Raw genomic sequence first — 23,460 nt, 5'->3', positions numbered from 1 at the left:
CTCGTTCCGCACCTGTTCACTGATCCAGGTTACCGTTTTCGCGGTCCTCCAGCGTTTGGAGAGGGGCGTGCGAGCGTGACGGGTGCCAAGCTGGCGAGCGCCGACGATCGTCTGGTGCATCGCGATGAAGTCGAGCATCGCACCCGTGCGGTGGGCCCCGACGCGCGCGCCGCTGCCTTCCTGATCGTCAACGTCTCGCCCCAAGGGCTGATGGCCCGCTGCGAAGCGCCGTTCGAGGCGGGCGACCTGCTCCGCATCCAGCTGCCGATCCTCGGCGAGACGGGCGCGGAGGTGCGCTGGGCATTGGGTGGCCGGATCGGCTGCCAGTTCCTCCAGCCGATCGCCGACCCCGACTATGTGCCGGTCGTCACCGCGATGCGCGCCCGCTGATCAGCCGGCGCGGAGCAGCCCCACCGCCGCATCGCGCTCGAACAGGTAGAGCGCCACCCGCGCCGCCTGCCCCCGCTCGCCCTTGAGCCCGCCGTCGCGATCGACCAGCAGCCGTGCATCGCCATTGGCCGCGGGCAGCAGCGCCCCCAGCATGTCCGGCTCGGCCAGGCGAAACTGCATGTCGCCCGATTGCCTTGTGCCGAGCAACTCGCCCGCGCCGCGCAGCCGCAGATCCTCTTCGGCGATGCGGAAGCCGTCATTGCTCTCGCGCATCAGCGCCAGCCGTGCGCGGGCGGTCTCGCTCAGATGGTTGCCGCGCAGCAGGACGCAGACCGAGCGCCCCCCGCCCCGCCCGACGCGGCCGCGCAGCTGGTGGAGCTGGGCCAGGCCGAAGCGATCGGCATGCTCGATCACGATCAGCGTCGCGTTGGGCACATCGACGCCGACCTCGATCACCGTCGTCGCGACCAGCACGCCGAGCTCGCCCGCCGAGAAGCGCGCCATCACCGCATCCTTCTCCGGCCCCTTCATCCGGCCATGGATCAGCCCGACCTTGCCGCCGAAATGCGCCTGCAGCTCGGCCGCGCGCGCCTCGGCGGCGGCGAGGTCGATCTTCTCGCTTTCCTCGACGAGCGGACACACCCAATAGGCCTGCCCGCCGCTCGCGAGGTGTCGACCCAGCCCGCCGACGACTTCGCCGAGCCGCTCCTCGGAGATCACGCTGGTCTCGATCGGCTGGCGGCCGGGCGGCATCTCGTCCAGCCGACTGACGTCCATCTCGCCATATTGGGCCAGCGTCAGCGTGCGCGGGATCGGCGTCGCGGTCATCACCAGCAGGTGCGGCGGACGTTCTGCTTTCGCCTGGAGCATCATCCGCTGGGCGACGCCGAAACGGTGCTGCTCGTCGACCACCACCAGCCCCAGGTCGCGATAGGTCACGCCCTCCTGGAAAATCGCGTGGGTGCCGATCAGGACGTCGATCTCGCCGGCCGCCAGCCCCATCAGCGTTGCCTCGCGCGCCTTGCCCTTGTCGCGGCCGGTGAGGATGGCGACATTCACCCCCATCGGGCCAAGCGTGCGGCTGAGCGTCTCGTAGTGCTGGCGTGCGAGGATCTCGGTTGGCGCCAACAGCGCGCCCTGCGCGCCCGCCTCGGCGGCGATCAGTAGTGCCATGGTCGCCACGAGCGTCTTGCCCGAACCGACATCGCCCTGCAGCATGCGCAGCATCGGCTGGGTCTGCGCCATGTCGCCCTCGATCTCGGCGATCGTGCGGCTCTGCGCGCCGGTCGGGGCATAGGGCAGCTTCAGCTTGTCGCGCAGGCGGCCATCGCCGGCGAGCGGACGCCCGCGCTTGGCCCGCGCCTCGCCGCGGACCAGCAGCAGCGCCAGCTGGTTGGCGAACACCTCGTCATAGGCGAGCCGCTCGCGTGCCTTGGCGTCGGCAGGGTCGGCATGGATGCGCGCGATCGCCTCGCGCCAGTCCGGCCAGCCCTTCTGCGCCTTGAGGCTGGGCTCGATCCACTCGGGCAGCGCGGGCGCGCGCTCGATCGCCTGCGCCGCGAGTGCCGCGATCCGCTTGGAGGTGATGCCTTCCGAACAGGGATAGATCGCCTCGCGCCCGCCGATGCTCTCGACCTGGTCGAGCGGCAGGACATGGTCCGGATGGACCATCTGCAGGTCCTGCCCATAATGTTCGAGCTTGCCCGAAACCCAGCGCGGCTCGTTCAGCGGCAGCAGCTTCTTGGCCCAGCCCGAGCTTCCACCGAAATAGACGAGGCTGACGTGATTGCCGTGGGCGTCGACCGCCTGCACCCGCGCCGGCGAGCGCGGTCCGCCGCCGAAGCGATATTGCACGGGCGTCAGCGTGATCGCGATCACCTTGCCCGAATCGGCCATGTCGAGTTCGTCGCGCGGGATCCGATCGACGAATCCGGTCGGCAGGTGGAAGGCGACGTCGACCACCCGCGCCAGCCCCAGCTTCTCCATCGGTTTGGCCAGCGCCGGGCCGATGCCCTTCAGCGCAGTGACTTCGGCGAACAATGGGTTGAGGAGCTCGGGACGCATCGCCCCGCCCTATCGTGCGGCGGGGCGGCTGACAAATGGCGCTGCGCTGGTCGCAGCGCCCTTGCCGTGGTTCAGGCGTTGAGGAAGATCGGGCTGTGGCTGGCGAGCGCGGCTTCGATCGCCATCACGACTTCCGGCACCGAAGAGCCGATCACGACTTCATGATCCTTGCCGAACGAAATCACGCCGACATCCTCACCGGCCATGTTGATCGTGCTGACCGTGCGCACTGCCGCGATGTTGACGAGCATCGGCTCGCCGTTGATCGACTTCAGCATCACGAAGCGCAGTTTATTGGTCAAAGTGTCGCTCATCGTACCCTAGCCTTTTACCCCAAAGAGATTCCGACCCTAGCCCCCCTCGGTTAACAAGCCTTCCACATCTCTACCCGGAAGACCACGCTGGCCTTTCGCCAGCGGCATCCCTATCTGCCGGGCTCGTGATCAACCCCGTGTCGGCCGCGCCCTGGCGCGCTGCCGTCCGTTTGCCGTTGGGAAAGCCCACATGGACCGAGAAACCCGCCTCAAGCGCCTCCGCTTCCGCAGCTGGCACCGCGGCACCAAGGAAGCCGATCTGCTGATCGGCGGCTTCTTCGACCAGCATGGCGAAGGCTGGTCCGACGAAGAGATCGCGCTGTTCGAGGCGCTGCTGGAAGAGCAGGACGTCGACATCATGGCCTGGGCGATGGGAACCGACACCGCCCCGGAGCGCTACCGGGGCACGATCCTCGATGCGCTGAAGACGCTGAACTACGTGCCTATTTCCGAGTGATTTTGACCTGACGGTTCATCCTCACCCTCCCGGCGCTTCGCGCCTCCCTCCCTCTCCCAAAGGGAGAGGGAATTAGTGCCTCTCCCTTTTGGAGAGGAAGGGGACCCGCCGCCGGAGGCGGTGGGAATGGTGAGGGTGACCGCACCGCTGATCGACGCGAGACCCCATGCCCGACCTGAAGACGATCCTTTCCGCCAAGCACCCGCTGACGCTCGCCGGCGTGCCGAGCGGCTTCCTGCCCTGGATGCTGGCCGATGTCGCCCGCGCCAGCCGGATGGCGGTGTTCGTCGCCGCCGACGAGGCGGGCATGCGCGCGGTGGCGAGCACCGCAACCTTCTTCGCGCCCGAGCTGGAGGTGCTCAGCTACCCCGCCTGGGACTGCCTGCCCTATGACCGCGCCAGCCCGACGCTGCGGGTGATGGCCGAGCGGCTGGCCACCCTCCACGCGCTGCAGGGCAAGAGCGAGAAGCCGCGCCTGCTCGTCACCACGGTCAACGCCGCCACCCAGCGCACGCTCACCCCGTTCCGCATCCGCCAGCTGGTCGCGCGACTCGCCCCCGGCGAACGGATCGGGCTCGACAAGCTCGCCGCCCTGCTCCAGGCGAACGGCTATGTCCGGGTCGAAACGGTCAACGACCATGGCGAGTTCGCGGTGCGCGGCGGCCTGGTCGACCTGTTCCCCAGCGGCGCCGAGCAGGCGCTGCGGCTCGATTTCTTCGGCGACGAGATCGAAAGCGTCCGCACCTTCGATCCGCAGGACCAGCGGACCACCGGCCGCGTCGACGGCTTCACCCTGCTTCCCGCCAGCGAGGCGCTGCTCGACGAGGAGAGCATCAAGCGCTTCCGCAGCGGCTATCGCGACCGCTTCGGCGCGACCGCGACGGGCGACCCGCTCTACCAGGCGATCAGCGAGGGGCGTCGCCTCGCCGGCATGGAGCATTGGCTGCCGCTGTTCGAGGAGCGGCTGGAGACGTTGTTCGATCACCTGCCCGATCATGCCGTCATCGTCCGCGACAGCGGTGCGCCCGCCGCCGCCGAGCAGCGTTTCGAGGCGATCAAGGACTATCAGGACAACCGCATCCGCGCGCAGTCGGCCGATCCGGGCAGCTACCGCCCGCTCAAGGCCGGCGACCTCTATCTGCTCGCCAAGGAATGGCAGGCGCAGGTCGACGCGCAGCCGATGCACCTCGCGACGCCGTTCCACGAGCCCGAATCTACCCATGTCGTCGAGTTCGGCGTCGACGGGCCGCGCGACTTCGCGCCGGAACGCGCCGCCGGCAGCAACGTCTATGAAGCGGTGGTCGCGCACCTCAAGGCGGTACGGAGCCAGGGCAAGAAGCCGGTGCTCGCCAGCTATTCGATCGGCGCGCGCGAGCGGCTGAAGGGGCTGCTCGAGGATCACGGCCTGACCGGCGCGGTGCCGGTCGATGGCTGGCAGCCCGCGCTCGGCGTCGCCAATCCGAACGGCAGCGGGCTGCAGGTCGCGCTGCTGGTGCTGCCGCTCGACCATGGCTTCACCACGCCCGACGTCGCGGTGCTCACCGAGCAGGACATGCTCGGCGACCGGCTCGTCCGCCGCGCCAAGCGCCGCAAGAATACCGACGCCTTCCTCCAGGAACTGGCGACGCTATCGCCCGGCGACCTGGTCGTCCATCTGGATCACGGCATCGGCCGCTATGAGGGGCTGACCCAGATCCCGGTGCAGAAGGCGCCGCACGACTGCGTCGCGCTCGAATATGCCGGCGGCGACAAGCTCTACGTGCCCGTCGAAAATCTCGAAGTGCTGAGCCGCTACGGCTCGGGCGAGGAAGGCGCGACCCTCGACCGTCTGGGCGGCGAGGCCTGGCAGCGTCGCAAGGCGCGGATGAAGGAGCGGATCCGCGAGATCGCGGGCGAGCTGATCGCCACCGCAGCCCTGCGCGCCACCCGCGGCGCCGAGATCGCCGAGCCCGATCATGGCGGCTACCCGGCCTTTGTCGACCGCTTCCCCTTCGAGGAAACCGACGACCAGGATCGCGCGATCGGCGACGTGCTGGGCGATCTCGCCGCCGGACGACCGATGGACCGACTCGTCGTCGGCGATGTCGGCTTCGGCAAGACCGAGGTCGCGCTGCGTGCCGCCTTCGTCGCGGCGATGGCCGGCATGCAGGTGGCGGTGGTGTGCCCCACCACCCTGCTCGCCCGCCAGCATTACAACAACTTCAAGACCCGCTTCGAAGGCTTCCCGCTCGAGATCGGCCGCCTCTCGCGCCTCGTCACCGCCGCAGAGACCAAGAAGGTGAAGGACGGCCTCGCCGCAGGCACGATCGACATCGTCGTCGGCACCCATGCGGTGCTGGCCAAGAATATCGACTTCAAGCGGCTCGGCCTCGTCATCGTCGACGAGGAGCAGCGCTTCGGGGTGACCCACAAGGAGCGGCTGAAGGCGCTCAAGACCGACGTCCACGTCCTCACCCTCACCGCCACGCCGATCCCGCGCACGCTGCAGATGGCGATGAGCGGGTTGCGCGAGCTTTCGGTGATCCAGACCCCGCCGGTCGATCGCCTCGCGGTGCGCACCTATGTGATGCCCTGGGATCCGGTGGTGCTGCGCGAGGCGTTGCTCCGCGAACATTATCGCGGCGGGCAGAGCTATTTCGTCACCCCGCGCATCGCCGACTTGCCCGAGATCGAGGCGTTCCTCCGCAACGAGGTGCCCGAGGTGCGCTATGTCGTCGCGCACGGCCAGATGTCGCCGACCGAAGTCGAGGAGCGGATCTCCGCCTTTTACGACCGCAAGTTCGAGGTGCTGGTCTCGACCACCATCGTCGAGAGCGGGCTCGACATCCCGAGCGCCAACACATTGATCATCAACCGCGCCGACAAGTTCGGCCTCGCCCAGCTCTACCAGCTGCGCGGCCGCGTCGGCCGGGCCAAGACGCGCGCCTATGCCTATATGACCACCCCGCCCCAGCGGCAGATGACCGAGGCGGCGGAAAAGCGGCTCAAGGTGCTGTCCGACCTGGAGAGCCTGGGCGCGGGCTTCCAGCTCGCCAGCCACGATCTCGACATCCGCGGCGCGGGCAACCTGCTCGGCGACGAGCAGTCGGGGCACATCAAGGAAGTCGGCTACGAACTCTACCAGTCGATGCTGGAAGAGGCGATCCTCGACGCCAAGGCCGGGGGCCTGCGCGACGAGAGCCGGCCCAAGGACCTCTCGCCCCAGATCACCGTCGACGCGCCGATCCTCATCCCCGAGGACTATGTCCCCGATCTCGACCTGCGCATGGGCCTCTACCGCCGCCTCAACGAAATCGAGGATACCGACGGCATCGAGAGCTTCGCCGCCGAGCTGATCGACCGCTTCGGCAAGCTGCCCGAGGCGACCGACAATCTGCTGCGGCTGATCGAGACCAAGCTCAACGCCAAGAAGGCGTGCATCGCCAAGCTCGACCTGGGTCCGAAGGGCGCGCTGGTCTCGTTCCACAACGACCATTTCCCCAACCCCGCCGGGCTGATCGCCTATGTCGAGAAGCTGGGCGAAACCGCGCGGCTGCGGCCGGACATGAAGCTGGTGATCAACCGCGCCTGGGCGAACCCGGCGGCGCGGCTGCACGGCGCGCTCCAGCTCTCCCGCGGCCTCGCACGCGCGGCCGGCTGAACCGCCTCAGCTGCTGTGATCGGCGACGATCTTCCACCCGCCGGCTTCGTGATGCAGCACGACACTGGTGGGGCCGGAAGCGCTGTGCCCGTCCGGATAGCGTAACGTGTAGCGGCCGATGTACAGCGCATAGTCGCGCCCCAGCGGGCGATAGTCGAGCCGCTCGATCATCAGGGTGCCGCGCTTGGCCGGATCGGCGAAGTCATACTTGGTCTGGTAGCGGATCTTCATCGCCGCCTTGCCGCGCACCAGCCCTTCGCCGGCGACGAAGCTGGTGCTCGGATCGTCCGAATAGATCTGCAGGAATCGATCAATATCGCCGGCATTCCAGCCGGACACGCTCTGCGCCATTGCCGTATCGACGGCCCCGGCTCCCATATCCGCGCCGATCAGTAGAAGTGCCAGCAACATCCCCATCCCCTTTCCTGAATGAACTTGCCCCCTTGTACGGCATATTCGCACCGCGCAACTTCCAACACCTGCAAATCTTCATCAACGTGCCGAAAAAATATTTCATCTAGACAGTTAGCCGTCCCGCACCGGAATTCTACTTAGCCGCACCACCTGTCCCTCGGGCCATACTATGATGCTTAGGATCGGCGTGCCCCATGCGCGGCAGCCGCGGTGGCAGGTTAGAAAAAGGATGCGTCCCGTGCCCGAGCAAATGAAATCGCGGCTCAGCTTCATGGAGCTGGACGAAGCCCAGCGCAACACGCTGCGCGCCACCCAGCCATGGGTCGAGGCGACGCTGGGCGATGCGCTCGACCGCTTCTACGCGCGCGCCTCGGCCACCCCCGAAACCTCGCGCTTCTTCCGCGACCAGGCGCATATGGGCCGGGCAAAGGCGGCGCAGGAAAAGCATTGGGCGCGCATCGCAGCGGGCGAGTTCAACGAAGACTATCACGCCAGTGCCCGCCGCATCGGCGCCACCCATGCCCGCATCGGCCTGGAGCCGCGCTGGTATGTCGGCAGCTATGCGATCGTGCTGCAGGGCCTGATCGCCGGCGTCCATCGCTTCAACAACCCGTTCAAGCGCCTGCTCCGCCTGTTCCGCGGGCCCAGCACCGAGAAGGCGACGATCGCGCTGGTGAAGGCCGCCTTGCTCGACATGGAAGTGTCGCTGTCGATCTATTTCGAGGAAGCCCAGGCCGAACGCGAAGCCGCAGTTACCGCCTTCGAGAACGCGCTCACCGCGCTGGCCGAAGGCGACCTCACCAACGAACTCAGCGGCCTGCCGTCGAGCTTCGCGGCGCTGGAGAAGAGCTACAACAAGACGCTCGACCGCATCCGCGAGATGATCGCCTCGGTCAGCGACGGCACGATGCGGATCCGCTCCGGCATCAATGAGATTTCGCAGGCGGCCGAGGACCTTTCGCGCCGCACCCAGGGCAATGCCGCCAGCCTGGAAGAAACCACCGCCGCGGTTTCGCAGATGGACGCGCGCTTCCGCTCAACCGCCGAGGCGTCGCGGCACACCGTAGCGCGTGCCGACCAGGCGCTCACCACCGTCAGCCAGGGCCGTTCGATCGCCGACGAAGCCTCGCAGGCGATGGGCCGCGTGTCGGAAGCGGCCAAGGGCACCGACAGCGTTATCGAAGGCCTCGACAAGATCGCCTTCCAGACCCGCGTGCTTGCGATGAACGCGGCGGTCGAGGCTGGCCGGGCGGGCGAAGCCGGTCGTGGCTTCGCGGTCGTCGCCGATCTGGTCTCTGCGCTCGCGATGCGCGCCGAGGAAGAAGCGGGCCGCGCGCGCGAACAGCTCACCATGACCCAGGCGGAAATCGTCGTCGCAGTGGAGGCCGTGCAGAAGGTCGACGGCGCGCTCGCCAACATTTCCGGCGATGTCAGCCAGGTGCACGACCTGCTCGGCAGCATGGCAGCCGACAATGGCGCCCAGTCTACCGCGATCAGCGAAATCTCCAACGCCGTCGGCGCGATGGACCGCGCAACCCAGCAGAACGCCGCGATGGTCGAGCAGACCTCGGCCGCCGCGCAGAACCTCGCCAACGAGGTGAGCGATCTCGCCAACCTCGCCTCGCAGTTCCGCACCGAAAAGGCCGGCGCGCGCTTCGGCGGCTATCGTCCGCTGCCAGCGGCGGCGGTGCCGGCGCTTACCCGCCCCGATCTCTGACGGCCACGCCGGCGCTTACCAGTCGCGCACCAGCGCGGCGAGCGCCGGCACGTCGATCGGCGGCGAGCAGAGGAAGCCCTGGAAATACTGACAGCCTTCCTTGGCGAGCAAATCCAGCGCCGCCTCCGTCTCGACCCCCTCGGCCACCACCGCCAGCCCCAGCGACCGCGCCATGTCGATCACCCCGCGTACCACGATCCGGTCGCGCGGCGATCCGGTGATCTCGTTGGACAGCTTCTTGTCAATCTTGAGATAATCGAGCGGCAGCGCCTTGAGATAGGCGAGACTCGAATAACCCGTGCCGAAATCGTCGATCGCCACGCGGCATCCCGCCGTGCGCAGGCCCGAGAGCAGCGCCGCCGCCTCGCTCAGGTCCGCCATGATGCCGCTCTCGGTGATCTCCAGCGTCAGCCGGTGGCGGGGAAAGCCGGTGGCATCCACCCAGCGGAGCAAGCTCTCGCCAAAGCCGGGCCGGCCGACATCGCCCGCCGTCACGTTGATCGACAGCCTCAGGCTGCCGAGGGAGCGCGGCCAGTGCGCGGCGATGGTGAGGGCGCGGCGCTGGACATGCTCGCTGAGCACGCCGCACAGCCCGGCGCGTTCGGCGGCGGCGAACAGCGGCTCGGCACCGATCTCGCCATGCTGCGGATGCTGCCAGCGCGCGAGCGCCTCCACCCCGGTGATCTGCCCGGTGGCGACCGCGACCTGGGGCTGGAACAGCACGCCGATCTCGCCGCGCTCGATCCCGCGCCGCAGATCGCCGATCAGCGATTCGATCGAAGGGCCGCTGCCCGGGCGCGCGGTGCCTTCGCCGAGCAACGTCTCGCTCGCCCGCCGCAACAGGCTGGCGGCGCCGTCGCCCGCGACGCTTTCGGTCAGCACCACCTTGGCGCCGAGATGGACCAGTTCGCCCGCCGCGACGAAGGGCCGTGCCAGCGCCTCCTCGATCTTTCTTGCCGAAGTGCGCAGCGCAGCGGTGCCCGGGTCCACCGCCGCCGCGAGGAAATCCGATCCACCGATCCGCGCAACGACCACATCGGCCCCCAGCGTCTCACGCGCCGCCTCCGCTACGCGCCGCGAGACGCTGCGCAGCAGCTCGTCCCCGGCGGGGCGGCCATAGGCGGTGTTGATAGTGTCGAAGCGGGTGAGGCCCACCAGCACCAGCCCGATCCTCTGGCCCTTCTCCATCGCGCGATCGATCCAACGTCGCGCGCTGGGAGCATCGCGGGCGCCGGTCAGCACGTCGCGCACCACCGCGCCGGCATCGGGGGTCATCCCCAGCGGCTCGACCAGCGCATCGATCTGGCCCGTCTCGGCATCGTACTGGAGGTGCTGCACCACCCGGCCCTTGCCGGGCAGGTCGTGCGCGAAAGCCGTCGATCCCGCCTCGCGCAGGCGCCGGAGCGCAGCCCAGGCGAGCCGCCGGTCGGACAGCGCCAGCCGCCCGAACAGCGCGCGCGGGCCCGGCGCCTCGGGCAGGTCGAGCAACTGCGCGAGTGCCGGGGTCAGTTCGATCGAGCCCGCAGCAGGGTCGAATCGCCAGCCCAGCGGATTGGAATTGCTCGTCCCCTGCCCCGCCCAGCCCGACAGCCGCTCGACATAGCGTTCGGCGAATCGGATGGCGTGCGCGATCGCGGCGGAAGACATCGGGCTGCCGAGAAAATGCGTTGCTCCCGCATCGTAGAAGCGGCCCATGTGCACGGTATCGCTCTGCGACACGAGGATCAGCAATGCCGCGCCATAGGCCTTGATCGTCGGCCCGAGCAGCCGCGCGGCATCGAGCCCCTCGGTCATCGCCCCGCGCGCATCGATCACCGCCACCGAGGCACCGCTCGCCAGGAAGCGGGTCTCCAGCCCCTCGCTGCGCCGCGCCGCCACCACCCGCCAGCCACCGCCCGCGGCGGCGGCGGCGACTTCGTCGCGCTGGCGGAACGAGAGTACGAATACCGGCACCTCGGGGGCAGGCGCGGTGCCCTGGACGATCGTGAACCCTTCTTCCATGGAACTTCGATAGCGGCTCGCCGGGCACTGCGCCATCCAAGCCTTGTGCAGCGCCGTTCAACGCCTTACCTCGAAGGCTATGGCCAGCGCCCCCGCCCTTGCGACGCCGTCCACGCTGGTCGATCGCCATCATCGCGCGATCCGCTATCTGCGTATCTCCGTCACCGATCGCTGCGATCTGCGCTGCCGCTATTGCATGGCGGAGCACATGACCTTCCTGCCGCGCGAGGCGGTGCTCAGCCTCGAGGAGCTGGCGGCGATCGCCGGCCGCTTCGTCGATCGCGGCGTCACCAAGATCCGGCTGACCGGTGGCGAACCGCTCGTCCGCCGCAACATGATGACGCTGGTCGAGCAGCTCGGCGCGCGGATCGGCGACGGGCTCAAGGAACTCACCCTCACCACCAACGCAACGCGGTTGGCGCACTATGCCGCCCCGCTCGCCGCCGCGGGCGTCCGCCGCATCAATGTGAGCATGGACAGCCGCGATCCCGAGACCTTCCGCTACATCACCCGCCACGGCGACGTTGCGCAGGTGCTGGACGGCATCGCCGCCGCGCAGGCCGCGGGGCTGCGGGTGAAGATCAACATGGTCGCGCTGCGCGGGCTCAACGAGGACGAGATCGCGCCGATGCTCGCCTGGGTCGCGGCGCACGGCATGGACCTGTCGCTGATCGAGACGATGCCGATGGGCGTGATCGACGAGGACCGCGCCGATCGCTTCCTGCCGCTGCCCGAGGTGCTGGCGCGGCTGAAGACGCAGTTCGACCTGGCCGCCGATTCGTACGACAGCGGCGGCCCGGCGCGCTATTGGCGCGTGGGGGCTACGGACAGCCGGCTGGGGCTGATCTCGCCGCTCACCAACAATTTCTGCGCAAGCTGCAACCGCGTTCGGCTCTCGACCGACGGACGGTTGCACATGTGCCTGGGGCATGAGGATTCGGTGGACCTGAAGGCAGCGATTCGCGACGGCGGGCTGGAAGCGGTGGACGCGGCGATCGATCGCGCGCTCGCCGCCAAGCCCGAACGGCATGATTTCCGCATCGAGGCGGGCGCCGCGCCCGCGGTCTCGCGCCACATGAGCGTCACCGGCGGATGAGCGTGGGGAAGCCGCGCGCATTGCTCGCCTCGCCCACCGCCCCGGCCCAGACCGCGGCGGAGGAGCTCCGCCAGGCCTATGACTGGGTGCCGATCGAGCAGGCCGAGGAAGTCGTAGCCCTGGGCGGCGACGGCTTCATGCTGCAGACGCTCCACGCCATGCTGGAGCGCCGGCGGCTGCTGCCGGTGTTCGGGATGAACCTGGGCACGGTGGGCTTCCTGATGAACGACTGGGGGCTCGACGGGCTCGTCCAGCGGCTCGAGCGCGCCCGTCCGTTCCGCGTCGCTCCGCTGGCGATGACCGCGACGACGGTGGAGGGCGAGACCTGCGTGCTCCCCGCGATCAACGAGGCCTCGCTGCTCCGCGAGACGCGCCAGACCGCCAAGCTCGAAGTCACCATCAACGGTCGAGTCGTGATCCCCGAACTGGTGTGCGACGGCATCCTCGTCGCCACGCCGGCGGGATCGACGGCGTATAATTTCTCGGCGCAGGGCCCGATTCTCCCGCTCGGCTCGGCGCTGCTCGCGCTCACCCCGATCAGCCCCTTCCGCCCCCGCCGCTGGCGCGGCGCGATCCTGCCCGAGAAGACCCGCATCGATATCCGCGTGCTGGAGGCCGACAAGCGCCCGGTGAGCGCGGTGGCCGATCAGCGCGAGGTTCGAGAAGTTTGCAGCGTCCATGTCGAGATCGACCGCATGCGCGACCTCACGCTGCTCTTCGATCCGGAGCACGCGTTGGACGACCGGATAACGATGGAACAATTTATTGCATAAAACCCCTTGCGCGTTCCGAAAACCCGGTGCTAAAGGCGCGCCTCCCGACGCGGTGACCCACCGCCAAGGGGTTGACCAGAGTGGTCCCCGATAGCTCAGCGGTAGAGCATTCGACTGTTAATCGAATGGTCGTAGGTTCGAATCCTACTCGGGGAGCCATCTGCTGTTGTCGGGACCGGTTACGACCGGTCCCCGCAGCTTGAAATCCCGACATTCGCGAAAATCTGCGCCGACCCTGGCTCAGCACACCGTTGCCGCCCGGGATCTGCAGCACCGAAGCGCGCCAGCGTGTGATGCTCGCGACCCGCCGATCAGCGCCGCCTGCCCTATCATCCGGCACGTGGGTGGGCCCACCAACGCGATGGCGCCAGCAGCGACTTGGGCTGGCCACGGCGATCGCCGGTCAGGGTCGAGATCACGTCGTCGTTGCCACGTCGGGAAGCACGACGTGCGCAAGCAGGCATATCGATCGGATCCCTGTAGACTAGCTTCGATGCAAGCACGCCCGGAAGTGGTCGACGATCATCTCCGAGACGACTGATACCGCGTGCAAAGGCTCATTCAACATCACCAGAGTGGCGAAGATCCATCAAACCTGTGGAGTCTGCCCTGAGACAATGCTCCTTTCGGATGCCCCCATCGGCCAGAACAAAACATCCATCGGGGGCAAGCCATATCTGCGTCGCGCGACAATTGTCTCGCATCCATCCGCGCCGACATCCTCGCGATATAAGCCGCGCTTGTCGAAAATTGCAGAATCCGACCAATGTTGAGTCGACGAAAATTTCAGAAAAGCTACACGGTTAACCATCTCTGTGAGGAAACAATACCAAAGCACAGATATTTTGGTGCATAGTAGACGGAATTCGGGGCGACAGGCTGGTGCAATGTCTGCACGGTCCTCGAGAGGGGCATCGACAATGTTCTCCAATGGCAATGCTACGGGTAACTTGTTCTGTCGATTTCGATGGGCGGCAGTATCTCTCGACGCGCGGGGGCGGCGCCTCCCGCAAAAGGTGCAAGTCAATCGCACCCTGCCGCGCGCGCCTCCCCGCCGACCAAGCTTGCGCTTCAGCCCGGAGCGAGAACCCGAGCCAACCCTGAAGGCGTGCAGGGCCGGCACCTTCACCGTTCGCAATGATGGTATCGTCTGTCGTCAAGCGTCGCTACGATGTTGTACCGCCGACATTGGTCGCCGCGGCGCATAGACTACCCGGGCGGTGGCAATTGGTGGCCACAGCGGCGTAACAGCGCTTTGCACACGCCGCCCGGTGCAGCATTGCCGCAGCCTGCGCGAGGGTGTCGCGGTGCGCGCCAGCCTGCCGGCCCGATCCTCCGATGCCTGAGCGCGCCCACCCGGCAGCATTGATTGAGGCATTTGACGACGTATCGACCAGGCAGGCACTAAGCGATGCACTCGGCGGTTTCTGTGCCTGGTCGGGCCTGCCGTGGTACGCGCTGGGTCCATTACGGCCCGCCTGGCGCTTCGGCCCCGAGTCGCTGACCAACTTCCCCGCCGAGTGGCGACGACGCTACGACCGTGCCGCGCTCGGCCGGCAAGATCCGGTTATCGCTGCGGTCACGCGGCGGGTGGGCCCGGTCGACTGGCGCGAGATCGCCGAATCCGCAGCGCTGACCTCAGCCGAGGCGGACACACTCGCGTTGGCGGCAGCCCACGGACTGCGCGGGGGCGTGAGCATGGCAGTGCACCTGCCGGGGAAGCGCGAGTTGCTGGTAAGCTTCGCGGGCAGTCAGCAGCGTCGCACGGAACCGTCCGTTACCGCTGCTGCCTGGATGGTGGCCGCACAGGCCTGCAATTGCTGGCGCCGCCTGGAACCCGCGCCGCCGCCGATTGCCACACGCCCGCTCACGCGGCGGCAACGGGAGTGCCTGGTGCTGGTCGCGCAGGGGAAGAGCGACTGGGACATCGGCCAGATATTGGGCCTGAGCGACCAGACCGTGCATGCCTATATCGGCGCCATTCGATCGCGCTACGGCTCCGCAAAACGGGTCCAGCTGGTGGTTCGCGCGCTGTTCGAGGGACAATTGTCGTTCGACGACGTTCTCTCCTGATGCGTCGCTCCTGCGCCACCCGGCGCGCACCCGAGTCGGACACACGGCGCGTTTTCGAACGCACGTAAACACCCCCAATCAGGTGCGTTCCCTCCGTACCCGCCAGCAGACACAATGGCCGCGGAAACAGGACTGCCCATCCGTACCAAGCATTGGCCGGAGGCAGTCGCAGCAGCCGGGATCGTTCGCGCCCCCGGGCGTGAGTGCCTCCGGCCTCAGCAAAGGCGGTTTCATGCTAGACCTGTCAGCCCTTGTTTCGGCGATCCTCGTCGGCACCTCGCAGGCGGAAGAAGCGCTGCAAGAAGCGAATTACCGGATGTTTTCCGAGTATTTCGTCATGCCGGCGTCGACGGAGGATGCCAAGCGCCTGCTCCGCGAAGCCGCCGAGCGCGCCGCGAACCTGCCCGAGGATGCGGACGCCGAGGACGTGCGGGCCACGGCGAGTGCACTGGCGGCCGCCTCTGCCGCGTTGGAGGGTAACACTGGAGCGCTCCAACCCAGGACGGTCGCGATCGATTATCCCGCGGTCACGAAGGACGGGACGGCCGTGCATACCGTCCATGTGCCGCTGATCGCACTGGTTCCCTTTTCCGGCGTGCAGCTCTCTCGAATGGTGTTTCGAGCGGATCTCGACGTCCAGGACAAAGGCGATGCGCTCAAGGTGGGCTTCGTGCACGCCGGCTCCGAGAGCGCGAAAGAGGCGGGTGGCGCGACAACGTCCAATGCGTCGCTCGAAATAGTCGTCGAGGGCAACCAGGCCCCCGACGGCTTGAGGAAGGTCATCGAGGGGTACGAGCGCGCCCTGCGTGCGCAGATCCCGGGATGACCCGATGTGTGTCCACCATCTAACAGGAGGAGACTATCATGCCCGACGTAAACACACCGCTCGTGTCCATGGCGCAGCAATTCACCGGGCTGCCCATGAAGGACCTGATCGGCGCGCCGTTGATGGCGGCAGCCGAGGCCAACAACATGATGTCCGTGAGCCAGACCCGGTTCCTGCTCGATACGGCGTTTGCGGTGAATGATGCCGGCAAGGAGACCGAAAGCTACGCGCCCATCATGATCTGCATGACCCTGACTCGTGGCGTACTGATCCCCGCAGACACTTCGACCACACCTCCGACCGAGGCAAAGATCGAACAGGTCGAAACGAAGTTCGATCTTCCGTTGCTCACCATCCTTCCGCTCAACTCGCTCGCGGTGGACGACGTGACCATCAAGTTCGACATGGAAGTGAAGTCCAGCTTTGGCGAAACGACCAGCGAAAAGACCGAAGAAAAAATGGCCGGGGCGACGAGCTTCACCGCCAAGATCGGCTATGGCTTCTTCTCCGCCGAGGTCACCGGCAGCGCAAGCTATGACAAGAGTTCCTCGAGCGGGCGCGATGCGCATTACGAAAAGAGCAACTCGGCACAATATTCGGTGAGCGTCCATGCCGGCCAGCTTCCGCTGCCGGATGGTGTGAAGACGATCATTACCGCCTTCACCAACGCGATCACGCCGATCACGATGCCGACGGCGGCCGCTGCCTGATGCAGGGCGGGCCTCCGCAGATACCCTGCCCGGCCTGCCAGGCGCCGCTCGTGCTGGATGTCGACCTCCTCACGAGCGGCGCCAGCCTCGCCTGCACCAACATCCACTGCGACGCCCGCATCGGCATCGCGCAGGAAAGTGCGGCGATGCTCGCCAGGGCGTTGCAGGACCACCGCAACCTCAAGGGAGTGACCCACTAGCCGGTCCGCTGTTGCCTAGGACCGTCGGCGGCCGGCCATCGATCGCCGGCTTGGGCGGCCGCCAGATCGGCACCGCGTCCTCCCCAGAACCACCGGAGTTTGCCATGACTGCCATGTTCGACCTCATGGTTCGCTTCGTCGCGCCACCGCCCGGCGGCGGCGAAGGGCTGCCCGGCCCGCTTCGCCAAGCGATGGAGTCCTTTTTCGACACCGATTTCGGCGAGGTCCGCCTCTATTCGAGCGACTTGGCCACCAGGATGGGAGCGCTGGCGTTCGCCAGCGGGAACGACATCGTCTTCGCACCGGGATGCTACCGGCCGGACACGGTCGAAGGCCTGTATCTGCTCGGCCATGAGCTCGCGCACGTGGTGCAGCAGCGCCGCTGCCTTGCCCGCGCAGGCGAGCCTCTGGCGCTCGTGGCGGACGCGTCTCTCGAGTGCGAAGCGGACTTGCTGGGTATCGGCGCCGCAGCCTATGTGCTCGGCCGCGAGGATTACCTGGCCGGTCGAACGGCGCCCCGGCGACCGGCTGCCCCACCCTTTGTCGCCGGCATCCCTTCGTCGCGCGCCCGGGCGGACCGCGAGGCCGGACGGGTCATTCAATGCCAAACCCAGCTCGATTACGCGACCAAGGTGAAGATCGCGCCGACGGACAGGATCGTCGGCGGCTGGCACAGCCGCGAGATCCACAACGACACCCAGAAGAAACTCGTCGCCTATCTATGCGGATACAACTCGCCAAGCGCCGCGATCAACGACGGATGCGAAAATGTGTGCAACCATTATGTTCCGTATCAACACGTCCGCGATGCGGTACTGAGCGCGCTGAAGAAGTCGAAAAATGTCGCCGCGGCAGCGAAGTGGCTCAACGGGATCCATATTCCGGGCCAGATCTATTACGGCACGCTCTGGGGCCAGCCGAAAAACGCCTGGAACTTCATGGTCGGCGAGCTGCCGCGAGTCGTTCTGTACATGGCGAGCGGCTGCTACGATCAGAACGACATCAACCGCGAAGTGGACGACCTGATCTACAATCTCGCCAACGATCCCCGAAACATGTTCTACGCAGCAACATCGACGGGAGATTTCAAAGGCACGGCGATCGACAGGCCGCTCACGCTGGGTCCAAACGCGCAGGTCACCGTCGTCAATCTCGTCCAGCGCCTCGAGGCCTATCGCGCGCTGATGAACGGGCAAGGCGTGAAGGTCTGAGGGCCTGCCAGCCGCCGGAGCCAAGGACGCCGCCGAAGCGCGCCTGATGCTTATGAAAAGCTGGGCACGTCAGGGCAAACTCTGCACCGGCTTCGACGTCGAGGCCAGCGGCATGCCGCGTGACGTCGCGGCGCGGATACCCCTGGAGCCGGAGGAGCAGAACAAGGGCGCGGGCAAGTACCGCCGCACTGCAATGTTCCGCAAGCTCCGCAAGGGGCGCAACCTGCGTGCTGGCGCCACCGATCGTGAGGCGTGGATCGACTTCGCTGGACGGGCCTCGGAGATCGCCAGCGTGTCGCAAGAGGGGTTGATGGATCGGCCATCTGCCACGGCGAAGCCGGTGCGCTACGCTCGGCGTCACTAATGCCGAAACGGGTGCAATGCTCGACCTGCTGCTGCTGCATTTGACGAAACGGGTCTGACCTTTAACCCCTTAGTCTCTGCAGCGTCCGGACATTTCAAATTACAGACGCTATCTTTCCGCGTGCCACCAGCGAACAACACCCCATCCGAAATCTGTATAGAAATCCCGATTCGAGACTCTGTAATTTTAGTACAATCACAAGTTATTGTATGGGTGCGGACTTCGTTAGATACATCGCGCAACGGAAACATCATCCGTTTTGGAGGGGGAAATACGCATGATGAAGATCAAGATGCTTGCATTTGCGGCAGCGACGGCGATGGCTACGCCTGCTTCTGCGGCCACCTACATCGTAAACGTGTCGGGCAACGGCGTCAGCGCAACAGGTTCGATCGAGACCGACGGGACGTTGGGTCTTCTCGCCCGTGCCAATGTCCTCGACTGGCAGTTCAACCTCACCGACGTCGGCGGATCGTTCCTGATCAACGGCCCCTCCAATTCACAACTTCTGTTTTTCAACGCCCCCGCGCTGACAGCAACGGCAACGGGCCTGTTCTTCGACTTCTCCGGCTCCGGAGCCGTTCTGTTCCAGAACCCGCAGGTTGGCTCGACCATCAACTTTCTCTGCTATACCGGTAGCGCTCTCTGCGGCGGCAGCTACAACCGCATCAGCATCACGGTTCAGAACTTCGGGGGTGGCATCTCCCAGGCTGGCGTACAGCAGATTGCCACCGCAGCCGCGGTCCCGGAACCCACTGCTTGGGCGATGATGATTGCCGGCGTCGGCATGGCAGGGGGCGCGCTCCGCCGCCGTCGGGCGGTGAAGACGACCGTCCGCTTCGCCTGACCTCCCGACCACAACAAGCGAGGAAGCCGCTGGCCCAAAGGCTGGCGGCTTTCAGCTGGGGCCTTGCAGCAACCCAGTCGCTGCACCACGCAACCCTGCATCCTATCGCATCCCGACCTCCCGCTTCCGCACCGCAAGCCCAGCATAGCGCCGCATCGGCCCCAAAAGCCCGTAGGAAGCGCATCGGCGAGGCTGGAAACAAGCGCGCAGCCTAAGACTGCAAGCGCCGACCACTCCCGTGCCCCATACCGCTGCCGGCAATATCGGCGTCAGCCTGTGCCGTCGGCGATGGAGTAAAGCGTTTCGGGCTCTTCGGCGCACGAAAGCCTTCTGGGAAACGGGTTCGTGCTTTGGGCACGCTGCCGACTGACCGCTCGCTTGTGAGCGAACGGCACCCGCGCCCAGGCGGCGCGGCGCTGATCGGCGAGCAAGCAAGGAAAGCGCATGGCTGCTCGCCCCACCTTCCGCCAAGCCGATCTGGTCCGCGCGATTCGAGCTTCCCGTAAGGGTGGGCTGGAGATCGCGCGCACCGAGATCGACCCCGACGGCCGCATTATTCTGTTCCACGCCGCTGCGGCGGCCGATGCACCGCACGCCAGCCCCTTTGATGCGTGGAAGGCCAGCCGCAATGCGGGTTAAGCTGAAGGGGCTGAACCGCACGCGCGTTCGCGCCGCGAACGGCGAGATCGTGGAGTACTTCTATGCCTGGAAGGGCGGTCCCCGCCTTGAGGGCAAGCCGGGCACGCCTGAGTTTCTGGCCAGCTACGAACGGGCTCATTCCGAAGATCGCAAGCGTGCAACCGACACCCTGCGCACTCTACTCGATGCGTTTCAGGACTCGAGCGCCTTCGCCGATCTCGCGGACCGAACACGGGTCGATTACAACAAGCAGCTGCGCATCATCGATGGCGAATACGGCGACTTCCCCATCGCCGCGCACGCCGATCGGCGCACTCGGGGCGAATTCATGGCGTGGCGGGATCGCCTCGCCGTTCGATCGCGCAGGCAGGCCCATTATGCCTATTCGGTGCTGGCGCGGGTGCTGTCCTGGTCGGTGGATCGCGGCTTGGCGCCGGTCAATCCATGCCGGGCGGGCGGCCGCGTGTATCGCGCGGCACGATCGGAGCGAGTGTGGTCGCCCGAGAACGAAGCAGCCTTTTACGCACGCGCGCCGGAGCATCTGCACCTGGCGCTGATGCTGGCACTCTGGACGGGGCAGCGACAGGGCGACCTGCTGGCACTGACCTGAGGCGCCTATGGCGGCGCCAATCTGCGCTTGGTTCAGCACAAGACGATCCGGAAGAAGCAAGGCCAGGCGGGCAAGCGAATCGTGATCCCGGTTGGGAAGCCGCTAAAGGCGCGCCTGGACGCGCTTGCGGAGAGCCGCCCTTCCGCGCGCGAGACGATCCTGCTGACCGAGCGCGGGACGCCGTGGAAAGAAGGCGGCTTCCGCGCATCGTGGCGCAAAGCATGTATCGCTGCGGGGGTGGAGGGTGTGACCTTCCATGATCTGCGCGGCACGGCTGTCACGCGCCTCCCCCTTGCCGGCGCAACGCCTCCGGAGATCGCGACGATCACAGGCCACTCGCTGCGCGACGTCAACGACATCCTCGATGCGCACTATCTGAACCGCGATCAGCGCCTTGCAGAGTCCGCGATCCGGAAGCTGGATTCCGGCTGATTTGCCAAAAATCTTCCCAAAAACGCTCTGAGCGTCCGCCCGATCCAAACAACCTACTGCGCAGATTATTCGGTATATCAGACACTTGGGGATGGTAGCGGAGGAGGGACTTGAACCCCCGACACGCGGATTATGATTCCGCTGCTCTAACCAACTGAGCTACTCCGCCCCGAAGCGAGAGCGGCCATCTATGTCGGTGGACGCGATCCGTCAAGCGAACATGTGACGAGAATGCAATTCCCAAGGGCCGCCGCGGTACCACCAGCTCGCAAGCCCTGATATTTCCACGACTTTCGGCGCGAAATCCGCCGCCAGCGCACGCAGCAGCGCCTTGGCCAGCACCGGGCGGACCTTGTTCTGCACCGTTACGTGCGGCCGCCAGCGGCCCGCATCCTGCGGGGTGAGCAGCCCTGCAAAGGCTTCCAGCAACCCGGCCCGAATCGCCTCGAGTTCGGGCGCCTCGATTCGATAGGCAACCCCCTGCCCCAGCGACATCAGCCCGCTCACCCGCGCGCGCGGGGCCCGCACCCCGCGGGTCTCCCGGGCGAGGCGATGCTTGAGCTCCTCGGCCACCGAGGGCGGCAGATGGTGGAACAGCGTAAGGTGCGCGTCGAGCTGGTTCCGCTCGGGCGGGAAGTGCGCGCGGCGGAGCGAATCGAACCAGGCCTGGTCCTGCCTGCCGAACAGCGCCGTGACGATCAGCGGGGCGGGCGCCCCGCTCAAATCTCCACCTGGCTGCCCAACTCGACGACGCGGTTGGTGGGCAGACGGAAGAACTCCATCGCGCTTTCGGCGTTGCGCAGCATCCAGGCGAACAGCTTCTCCCGCCAGATCATCATGCCCGGCCGCGACGAGGGCAGCAGGGTCTGGCGGGCCAGGAAGAAGCTGGTCTCCATCATCTTGAACTCGGCCCCGCAGGCGTCGACCGACTTGAGCGCCGCTGGCACGTCGGCCTCCTGCATGAAGCCATAGTACAGGATCATGCGGTGGAAGCCCTTGCCCAGATCCTCCACCACCAAGCGCTTGTCCTCCGCCACATAGGGCACGTCGCTGATCTTGACGGTCAGCAGGATTACCCGGTCGTGCAGCACCTTGTTGTGCTTGAGGTTATGGAGAAGCGCGTGGGGCACGCCGTCCGGGGTCGAGGTCATGAACACCGCGGTACCGCGCACGCGCGTCGCGGCATTGGCGGCCGATTCGATGAAGATCTGGATCGGCATCGCGCTCTCGCGCAGCCGGGCGATCATCAGCTTGCGGCCCTTGGCCCAGGTGGTGAGCAGCGTGAAGATGATGAAGCCCACCATCAGCGGGAACCAGCCGCCATCGGGCACCTTGGTGAGGTTGGCCGCGAAATAGGCGAGGTCGACGGTGAAGAAGACCGCCAGCAGCGGGATCGCGTAGCGCTTCTTCCAATGCCACAGGTTGAACAGCACCACCGCGAGCAGGCAGTTATCGATCAGCATGGCGCCGGTGACGGCGATGCCATAGGCGGCGGTCAGGTTCGACGAGGTCTGGAAGCTCAGCACCAGCAGGATCACCATGACCATCAGCGCCCAGTTGATCACCGGGATGTAGATCTGCCCGGCCGTCGCGGCGCTGGTATGGTCGATACGCAGTCGCGGTACGAAGCCGAGTTGAATCGCCTGCTGGGTCACCGAGAAGGCGCCCGAGATCACCGCCTGCGAGGCGATGATCGCGGCGGCGGTGGCGACGAACACCAGGGGCAGCCGCAGCGCCTCCGGTGCGAGCAGGTAGAAGGGGCTGCGCAGCGCCTCCGCATCGCGGATCAGCAGCGCGCCCTGCCCCATGTAATTCATCATCAACGCCGGCAGCACGAACCACAGCCAGGAGATGCGGATCGGGTTGCGGCCGAAATGACCCATATCGGCATAGAGCGCCTCGGCGCCGGTCACCGCCAGCACGACTGAGCCGAGCGCCAGGAAGGCACGTAGCGGGTCGAGCATGAAGAAATGCACCGCGTGATGCGGCGACAGCGCCTGCAGCACATGCGGGGTCTGGACCGTGCTGACCACGCCCAGCGTCGCGATGACGAGGAAGTAGAAGATCATCACCGGGCCGAAGAAGGCGCCGACGCGCGCGGTGCCGGTCCGCTGGATCGAAAACAGCATGACGAGGATGACAACCGCGATCGGCACCACCAGTCGGTGGAAGCCCGGCGCGGCGACGGCAAGGCCCTCCACCGCCGACAGCACGGAGACTGCCGGGGTGATCATCGAATCGCCGTAGAACAGCGCGGTGGCGAACACGCCGAGCAGCACGATGCCCTGGGTCCAGCGGCGCTGGCCGCCGCGGCCCGAGATCAGCGCGAGCAGCGCCAGGCTGCCGCCCTCGCCCTTGTTGTCCGCCCGCATGATGATCGTGACGTATTTCAGCGTCACCACCACCATCATCGACCAGAACATCAGGCTGATCGCACCCAGCACATGCGGGGTGTCGAGCGGCAGCTCGTGATGCTCGTTCGCGAAGGTCTCGCGAAACGCGTAGAGCGGGCTGGTACCGATGTCGCCGAACACGATGCCGATGGCACCGAGCGCGAGTTTCCATGTCGGGTCCTGGCCGTGGTGACCATGCCCGCCATGCAGTTCCGAATCGGGGAGGAGCGCGGCAGCGTCTCCGGTCGCTTCGGTATTCACCGGTGCGACAGACGCTGAGAGTAGCGAA

The 23,460-nt window shown here is 66.6% G+C and carries 22 protein-coding genes and 2 tRNA genes; 17 read left to right on the top strand and 7 right to left on the bottom strand.

Going from position 1 to position 23,460, the window contains the following annotated elements:
• The first annotated feature begins 75 nt into the window (after positions 1-75).
• Positions 76-390 carry a PilZ domain-containing protein gene (locus CA234_RS10885; RefSeq protein ID WP_241213452.1) on the top strand — a complete coding sequence of 105 codons (315 nt, stop codon included), beginning with the start codon at positions 76-78 and terminating at the stop codon, positions 388-390.
• Here CA234_RS10885 and recG read toward each other — a convergent pair whose 3' ends face one another.
• Both recG and CA234_RS10875 read right to left on the bottom strand, forming a co-directional pair.
• Complete coding sequence (gene recG, locus CA234_RS10880) at positions 391-2,454, bottom strand: ATP-dependent DNA helicase RecG (RefSeq protein WP_126001688.1); 2,064 nt, start codon at positions 2,452-2,454, stop codon at positions 391-393.
• A 71-nt stretch (positions 2,455-2,525) separates the two neighbouring features.
• A complete protein-coding gene (locus CA234_RS10875; RefSeq protein ID WP_125976700.1) occupies positions 2,526-2,768 on the bottom strand; it encodes a hypothetical protein in 243 nt (80 codons plus the stop codon).
• 190 nt (positions 2,769-2,958) lie between these two features.
• On the opposite strand from CA234_RS10875, the gene CA234_RS10870 reads away from it, so the two are divergent.
• Positions 2,959-3,225 (top strand): succinate dehydrogenase assembly factor 2, encoded by a 267-nt coding sequence (locus tag CA234_RS10870; RefSeq protein WP_125976699.1) that lies wholly within the window; start codon positions 2,959-2,961, stop codon positions 3,223-3,225.
• A gap of 166 nt (positions 3,226-3,391) precedes the next feature.
• Entirely contained in the window at positions 3,392-6,865 is a 3,474-nt protein-coding gene (gene mfd / locus CA234_RS10865; RefSeq protein WP_126001687.1) for a transcription-repair coupling factor, read from the top strand.
• A gap of 6 nt (positions 6,866-6,871) precedes the next feature.
• On the opposite strand, the gene CA234_RS10860 is transcribed toward mfd, so the two are convergent.
• The gene (locus CA234_RS10860) at positions 6,872-7,276 is read right to left on the bottom strand and encodes an SgcJ/EcaC family oxidoreductase (RefSeq protein ID WP_241213451.1); all 405 of its coding nucleotides are present in this window, start codon (positions 7,274-7,276) and stop codon (positions 6,872-6,874) included.
• A 253-nt stretch (positions 7,277-7,529) separates the two neighbouring features.
• On the opposite strand from CA234_RS10860, the gene CA234_RS10855 reads away from it, so the two are divergent.
• Positions 7,530-8,996, top strand: a complete 1,467-nt coding sequence (locus CA234_RS10855) for a globin-coupled sensor protein (RefSeq protein WP_126001700.1) — start codon at positions 7,530-7,532, stop codon at positions 8,994-8,996.
• A 15-nt stretch (positions 8,997-9,011) separates the two neighbouring features.
• Here CA234_RS10855 and CA234_RS10850 read toward each other — a convergent pair whose 3' ends face one another.
• Entirely contained in the window at positions 9,012-10,997 is a 1,986-nt protein-coding gene (locus CA234_RS10850) for a GGDEF domain-containing phosphodiesterase (protein ID WP_125976696.1), read from the bottom strand.
• Between the two features lie 79 nt (positions 10,998-11,076).
• Between CA234_RS10850 and moaA the strand changes: the two genes are divergently transcribed.
• The 13 genes from moaA to CA234_RS24885 all read left to right on the top strand — a co-directional run bounded on the left by moaA (position 11,077) and on the right by CA234_RS24885 (position 20,778).
• Entirely contained in the window at positions 11,077-12,093 is a 1,017-nt protein-coding gene (gene moaA / locus CA234_RS10845) for a GTP 3',8-cyclase MoaA (RefSeq protein ID WP_126001686.1), read from the top strand.
• A complete protein-coding gene (locus CA234_RS10840; RefSeq protein ID WP_125976694.1) occupies positions 12,090-12,866 on the top strand; it encodes an NAD kinase in 777 nt (258 codons plus the stop codon). Before moaA ends, CA234_RS10840 begins: the two co-directional genes overlap by 4 nt.
• A gap of 84 nt (positions 12,867-12,950) precedes the next feature.
• Positions 12,951-13,025: transfer RNA gene (locus CA234_RS10835), tRNA-Asn, on the top strand.
• Between the two features lie 1,179 nt (positions 13,026-14,204).
• Complete coding sequence (locus tag CA234_RS10830) at positions 14,205-14,939, top strand: LuxR family transcriptional regulator (protein ID WP_125976693.1); 735 nt, start codon at positions 14,205-14,207, stop codon at positions 14,937-14,939.
• Positions 14,940-15,171: 232 nt separating this feature from the next.
• On the top strand, positions 15,172-15,765 hold the full coding sequence (locus tag CA234_RS24345) for a DUF2589 domain-containing protein (protein WP_164521786.1): 594 nt from the start codon (positions 15,172-15,174) through the stop codon (positions 15,763-15,765).
• 38 nt (positions 15,766-15,803) lie between these two features.
• Entirely contained in the window at positions 15,804-16,475 is a 672-nt protein-coding gene (locus CA234_RS10820) for a DUF2589 domain-containing protein (protein ID WP_125976691.1), read from the top strand.
• Entirely contained in the window at positions 16,475-16,675 is a 201-nt protein-coding gene (locus CA234_RS10815; RefSeq protein ID WP_126001685.1) for a hypothetical protein, read from the top strand. The genes CA234_RS10820 and CA234_RS10815 overlap by 1 nt, the downstream gene beginning before the upstream one ends.
• Before the next feature lie 104 nt (positions 16,676-16,779).
• A complete protein-coding gene (locus CA234_RS10810; RefSeq protein WP_125976719.1) occupies positions 16,780-17,886 on the top strand; it encodes a DUF4157 domain-containing protein in 1,107 nt (368 codons plus the stop codon).
• A 46-nt stretch (positions 17,887-17,932) separates the two neighbouring features.
• Positions 17,933-18,250, top strand: a complete 318-nt coding sequence (locus CA234_RS10805) for a phage virion morphogenesis protein (protein WP_126001684.1) — start codon at positions 17,933-17,935, stop codon at positions 18,248-18,250.
• A 277-nt stretch (positions 18,251-18,527) separates the two neighbouring features.
• Positions 18,528-19,097, top strand: coding sequence for a PEPxxWA-CTERM sorting domain-containing protein (locus CA234_RS24895; RefSeq protein ID WP_241213450.1), 570 nt, complete (start codon positions 18,528-18,530; stop codon positions 19,095-19,097).
• A 444-nt stretch (positions 19,098-19,541) separates the two neighbouring features.
• On the top strand, positions 19,542-19,736 hold the full coding sequence (locus tag CA234_RS10795; protein ID WP_125976689.1) for a hypothetical protein: 195 nt from the start codon (positions 19,542-19,544) through the stop codon (positions 19,734-19,736).
• Positions 19,726-20,346 carry a hypothetical protein gene (locus tag CA234_RS24890; protein WP_241213449.1) on the top strand — a complete coding sequence of 207 codons (621 nt, stop codon included), beginning with the start codon at positions 19,726-19,728 and terminating at the stop codon, positions 20,344-20,346. The genes CA234_RS10795 and CA234_RS24890 overlap by 11 nt, the downstream gene beginning before the upstream one ends.
• Positions 20,347-20,373: 27 nt before the next feature.
• Entirely contained in the window at positions 20,374-20,778 is a 405-nt protein-coding gene (locus CA234_RS24885; protein WP_241213448.1) for a tyrosine-type recombinase/integrase, read from the top strand.
• 92 nt (positions 20,779-20,870) lie between these two features.
• On the opposite strand, the gene CA234_RS10785 is transcribed toward CA234_RS24885, so the two are convergent.
• The 3 genes from CA234_RS10785 to CA234_RS10775 form a co-directional block, all read right to left on the bottom strand.
• Positions 20,871-20,947: transfer RNA gene (locus tag CA234_RS10785), tRNA-Met, on the bottom strand.
• A gap of 41 nt (positions 20,948-20,988) precedes the next feature.
• Positions 20,989-21,501 (bottom strand): 2'-5' RNA ligase family protein, encoded by a 513-nt coding sequence (locus CA234_RS10780; protein WP_125976688.1) that lies wholly within the window; start codon positions 21,499-21,501, stop codon positions 20,989-20,991.
• Entirely contained in the window at positions 21,498-23,432 is a 1,935-nt protein-coding gene (locus tag CA234_RS10775; protein WP_126001683.1) for a potassium transporter Kup, read from the bottom strand. The genes CA234_RS10780 and CA234_RS10775 overlap by 4 nt, the downstream gene beginning before the upstream one ends.
• Positions 23,433-23,460 lie beyond the last annotated feature (28 nt).

The organism is Sphingomonas sp. ABOLE (assembly GCF_003950455.1).
Classification (GTDB): Bacteria; Pseudomonadota; Alphaproteobacteria; order Sphingomonadales; family Sphingomonadaceae; genus Sphingomonas; species Sphingomonas trueperi.
This window is presented reverse-complemented; position numbering and strand designations above follow the sequence as displayed.

Coding starts and splice junctions, on each gene's coding strand:
- CA234_RS10810 (WP_125976719.1), top strand. CDS start 16,780: ATGACTGCCATGTTCGACCTCATGGTTCGCTTCGTCGCGCCACCGCCC.
- CA234_RS24345 (WP_164521786.1), top strand. CDS start 15,172: ATGCTAGACCTGTCAGCCCTTGTTTCGGCGATCCTCGTCGGCACCTCG.
- CA234_RS10830 (WP_125976693.1), top strand. CDS start 14,205: ATGCCTGAGCGCGCCCACCCGGCAGCATTGATTGAGGCATTTGACGAC.
- mfd (WP_126001687.1), top strand. CDS start 3,392: ATGCCCGACCTGAAGACGATCCTTTCCGCCAAGCACCCGCTGACGCTC.
- CA234_RS10855 (WP_126001700.1), top strand. CDS start 7,530: ATGAAATCGCGGCTCAGCTTCATGGAGCTGGACGAAGCCCAGCGCAAC.
- CA234_RS10805 (WP_126001684.1), top strand. CDS start 17,933: ATGCTTATGAAAAGCTGGGCACGTCAGGGCAAACTCTGCACCGGCTTC.
- CA234_RS10850 (WP_125976696.1), bottom strand. CDS start 10,997: ATGGAAGAAGGGTTCACGATCGTCCAGGGCACCGCGCCTGCCCCCGAG.
- recG (WP_126001688.1), bottom strand. CDS start 2,454: ATGCGTCCCGAGCTCCTCAACCCATTGTTCGCCGAAGTCACTGCGCTG.
- CA234_RS10795 (WP_125976689.1), top strand. CDS start 19,542: ATGGCTGCTCGCCCCACCTTCCGCCAAGCCGATCTGGTCCGCGCGATT.
- CA234_RS24895 (WP_241213450.1), top strand. CDS start 18,528: ATGATGAAGATCAAGATGCTTGCATTTGCGGCAGCGACGGCGATGGCT.
- CA234_RS10860 (WP_241213451.1), bottom strand. CDS start 7,276: ATGTTGCTGGCACTTCTACTGATCGGCGCGGATATGGGAGCCGGGGCC.
- moaA (WP_126001686.1), top strand. CDS start 11,077: ATGGCCAGCGCCCCCGCCCTTGCGACGCCGTCCACGCTGGTCGATCGC.
- CA234_RS10870 (WP_125976699.1), top strand. CDS start 2,959: ATGGACCGAGAAACCCGCCTCAAGCGCCTCCGCTTCCGCAGCTGGCAC.
- CA234_RS10840 (WP_125976694.1), top strand. CDS start 12,090: ATGAGCGTGGGGAAGCCGCGCGCATTGCTCGCCTCGCCCACCGCCCCG.
- CA234_RS10815 (WP_126001685.1), top strand. CDS start 16,475: ATGCAGGGCGGGCCTCCGCAGATACCCTGCCCGGCCTGCCAGGCGCCG.
- CA234_RS10820 (WP_125976691.1), top strand. CDS start 15,804: ATGCCCGACGTAAACACACCGCTCGTGTCCATGGCGCAGCAATTCACC.
- CA234_RS24890 (WP_241213449.1), top strand. CDS start 19,726: ATGCGGGTTAAGCTGAAGGGGCTGAACCGCACGCGCGTTCGCGCCGCG.
- CA234_RS10875 (WP_125976700.1), bottom strand. CDS start 2,768: ATGAGCGACACTTTGACCAATAAACTGCGCTTCGTGATGCTGAAGTCG.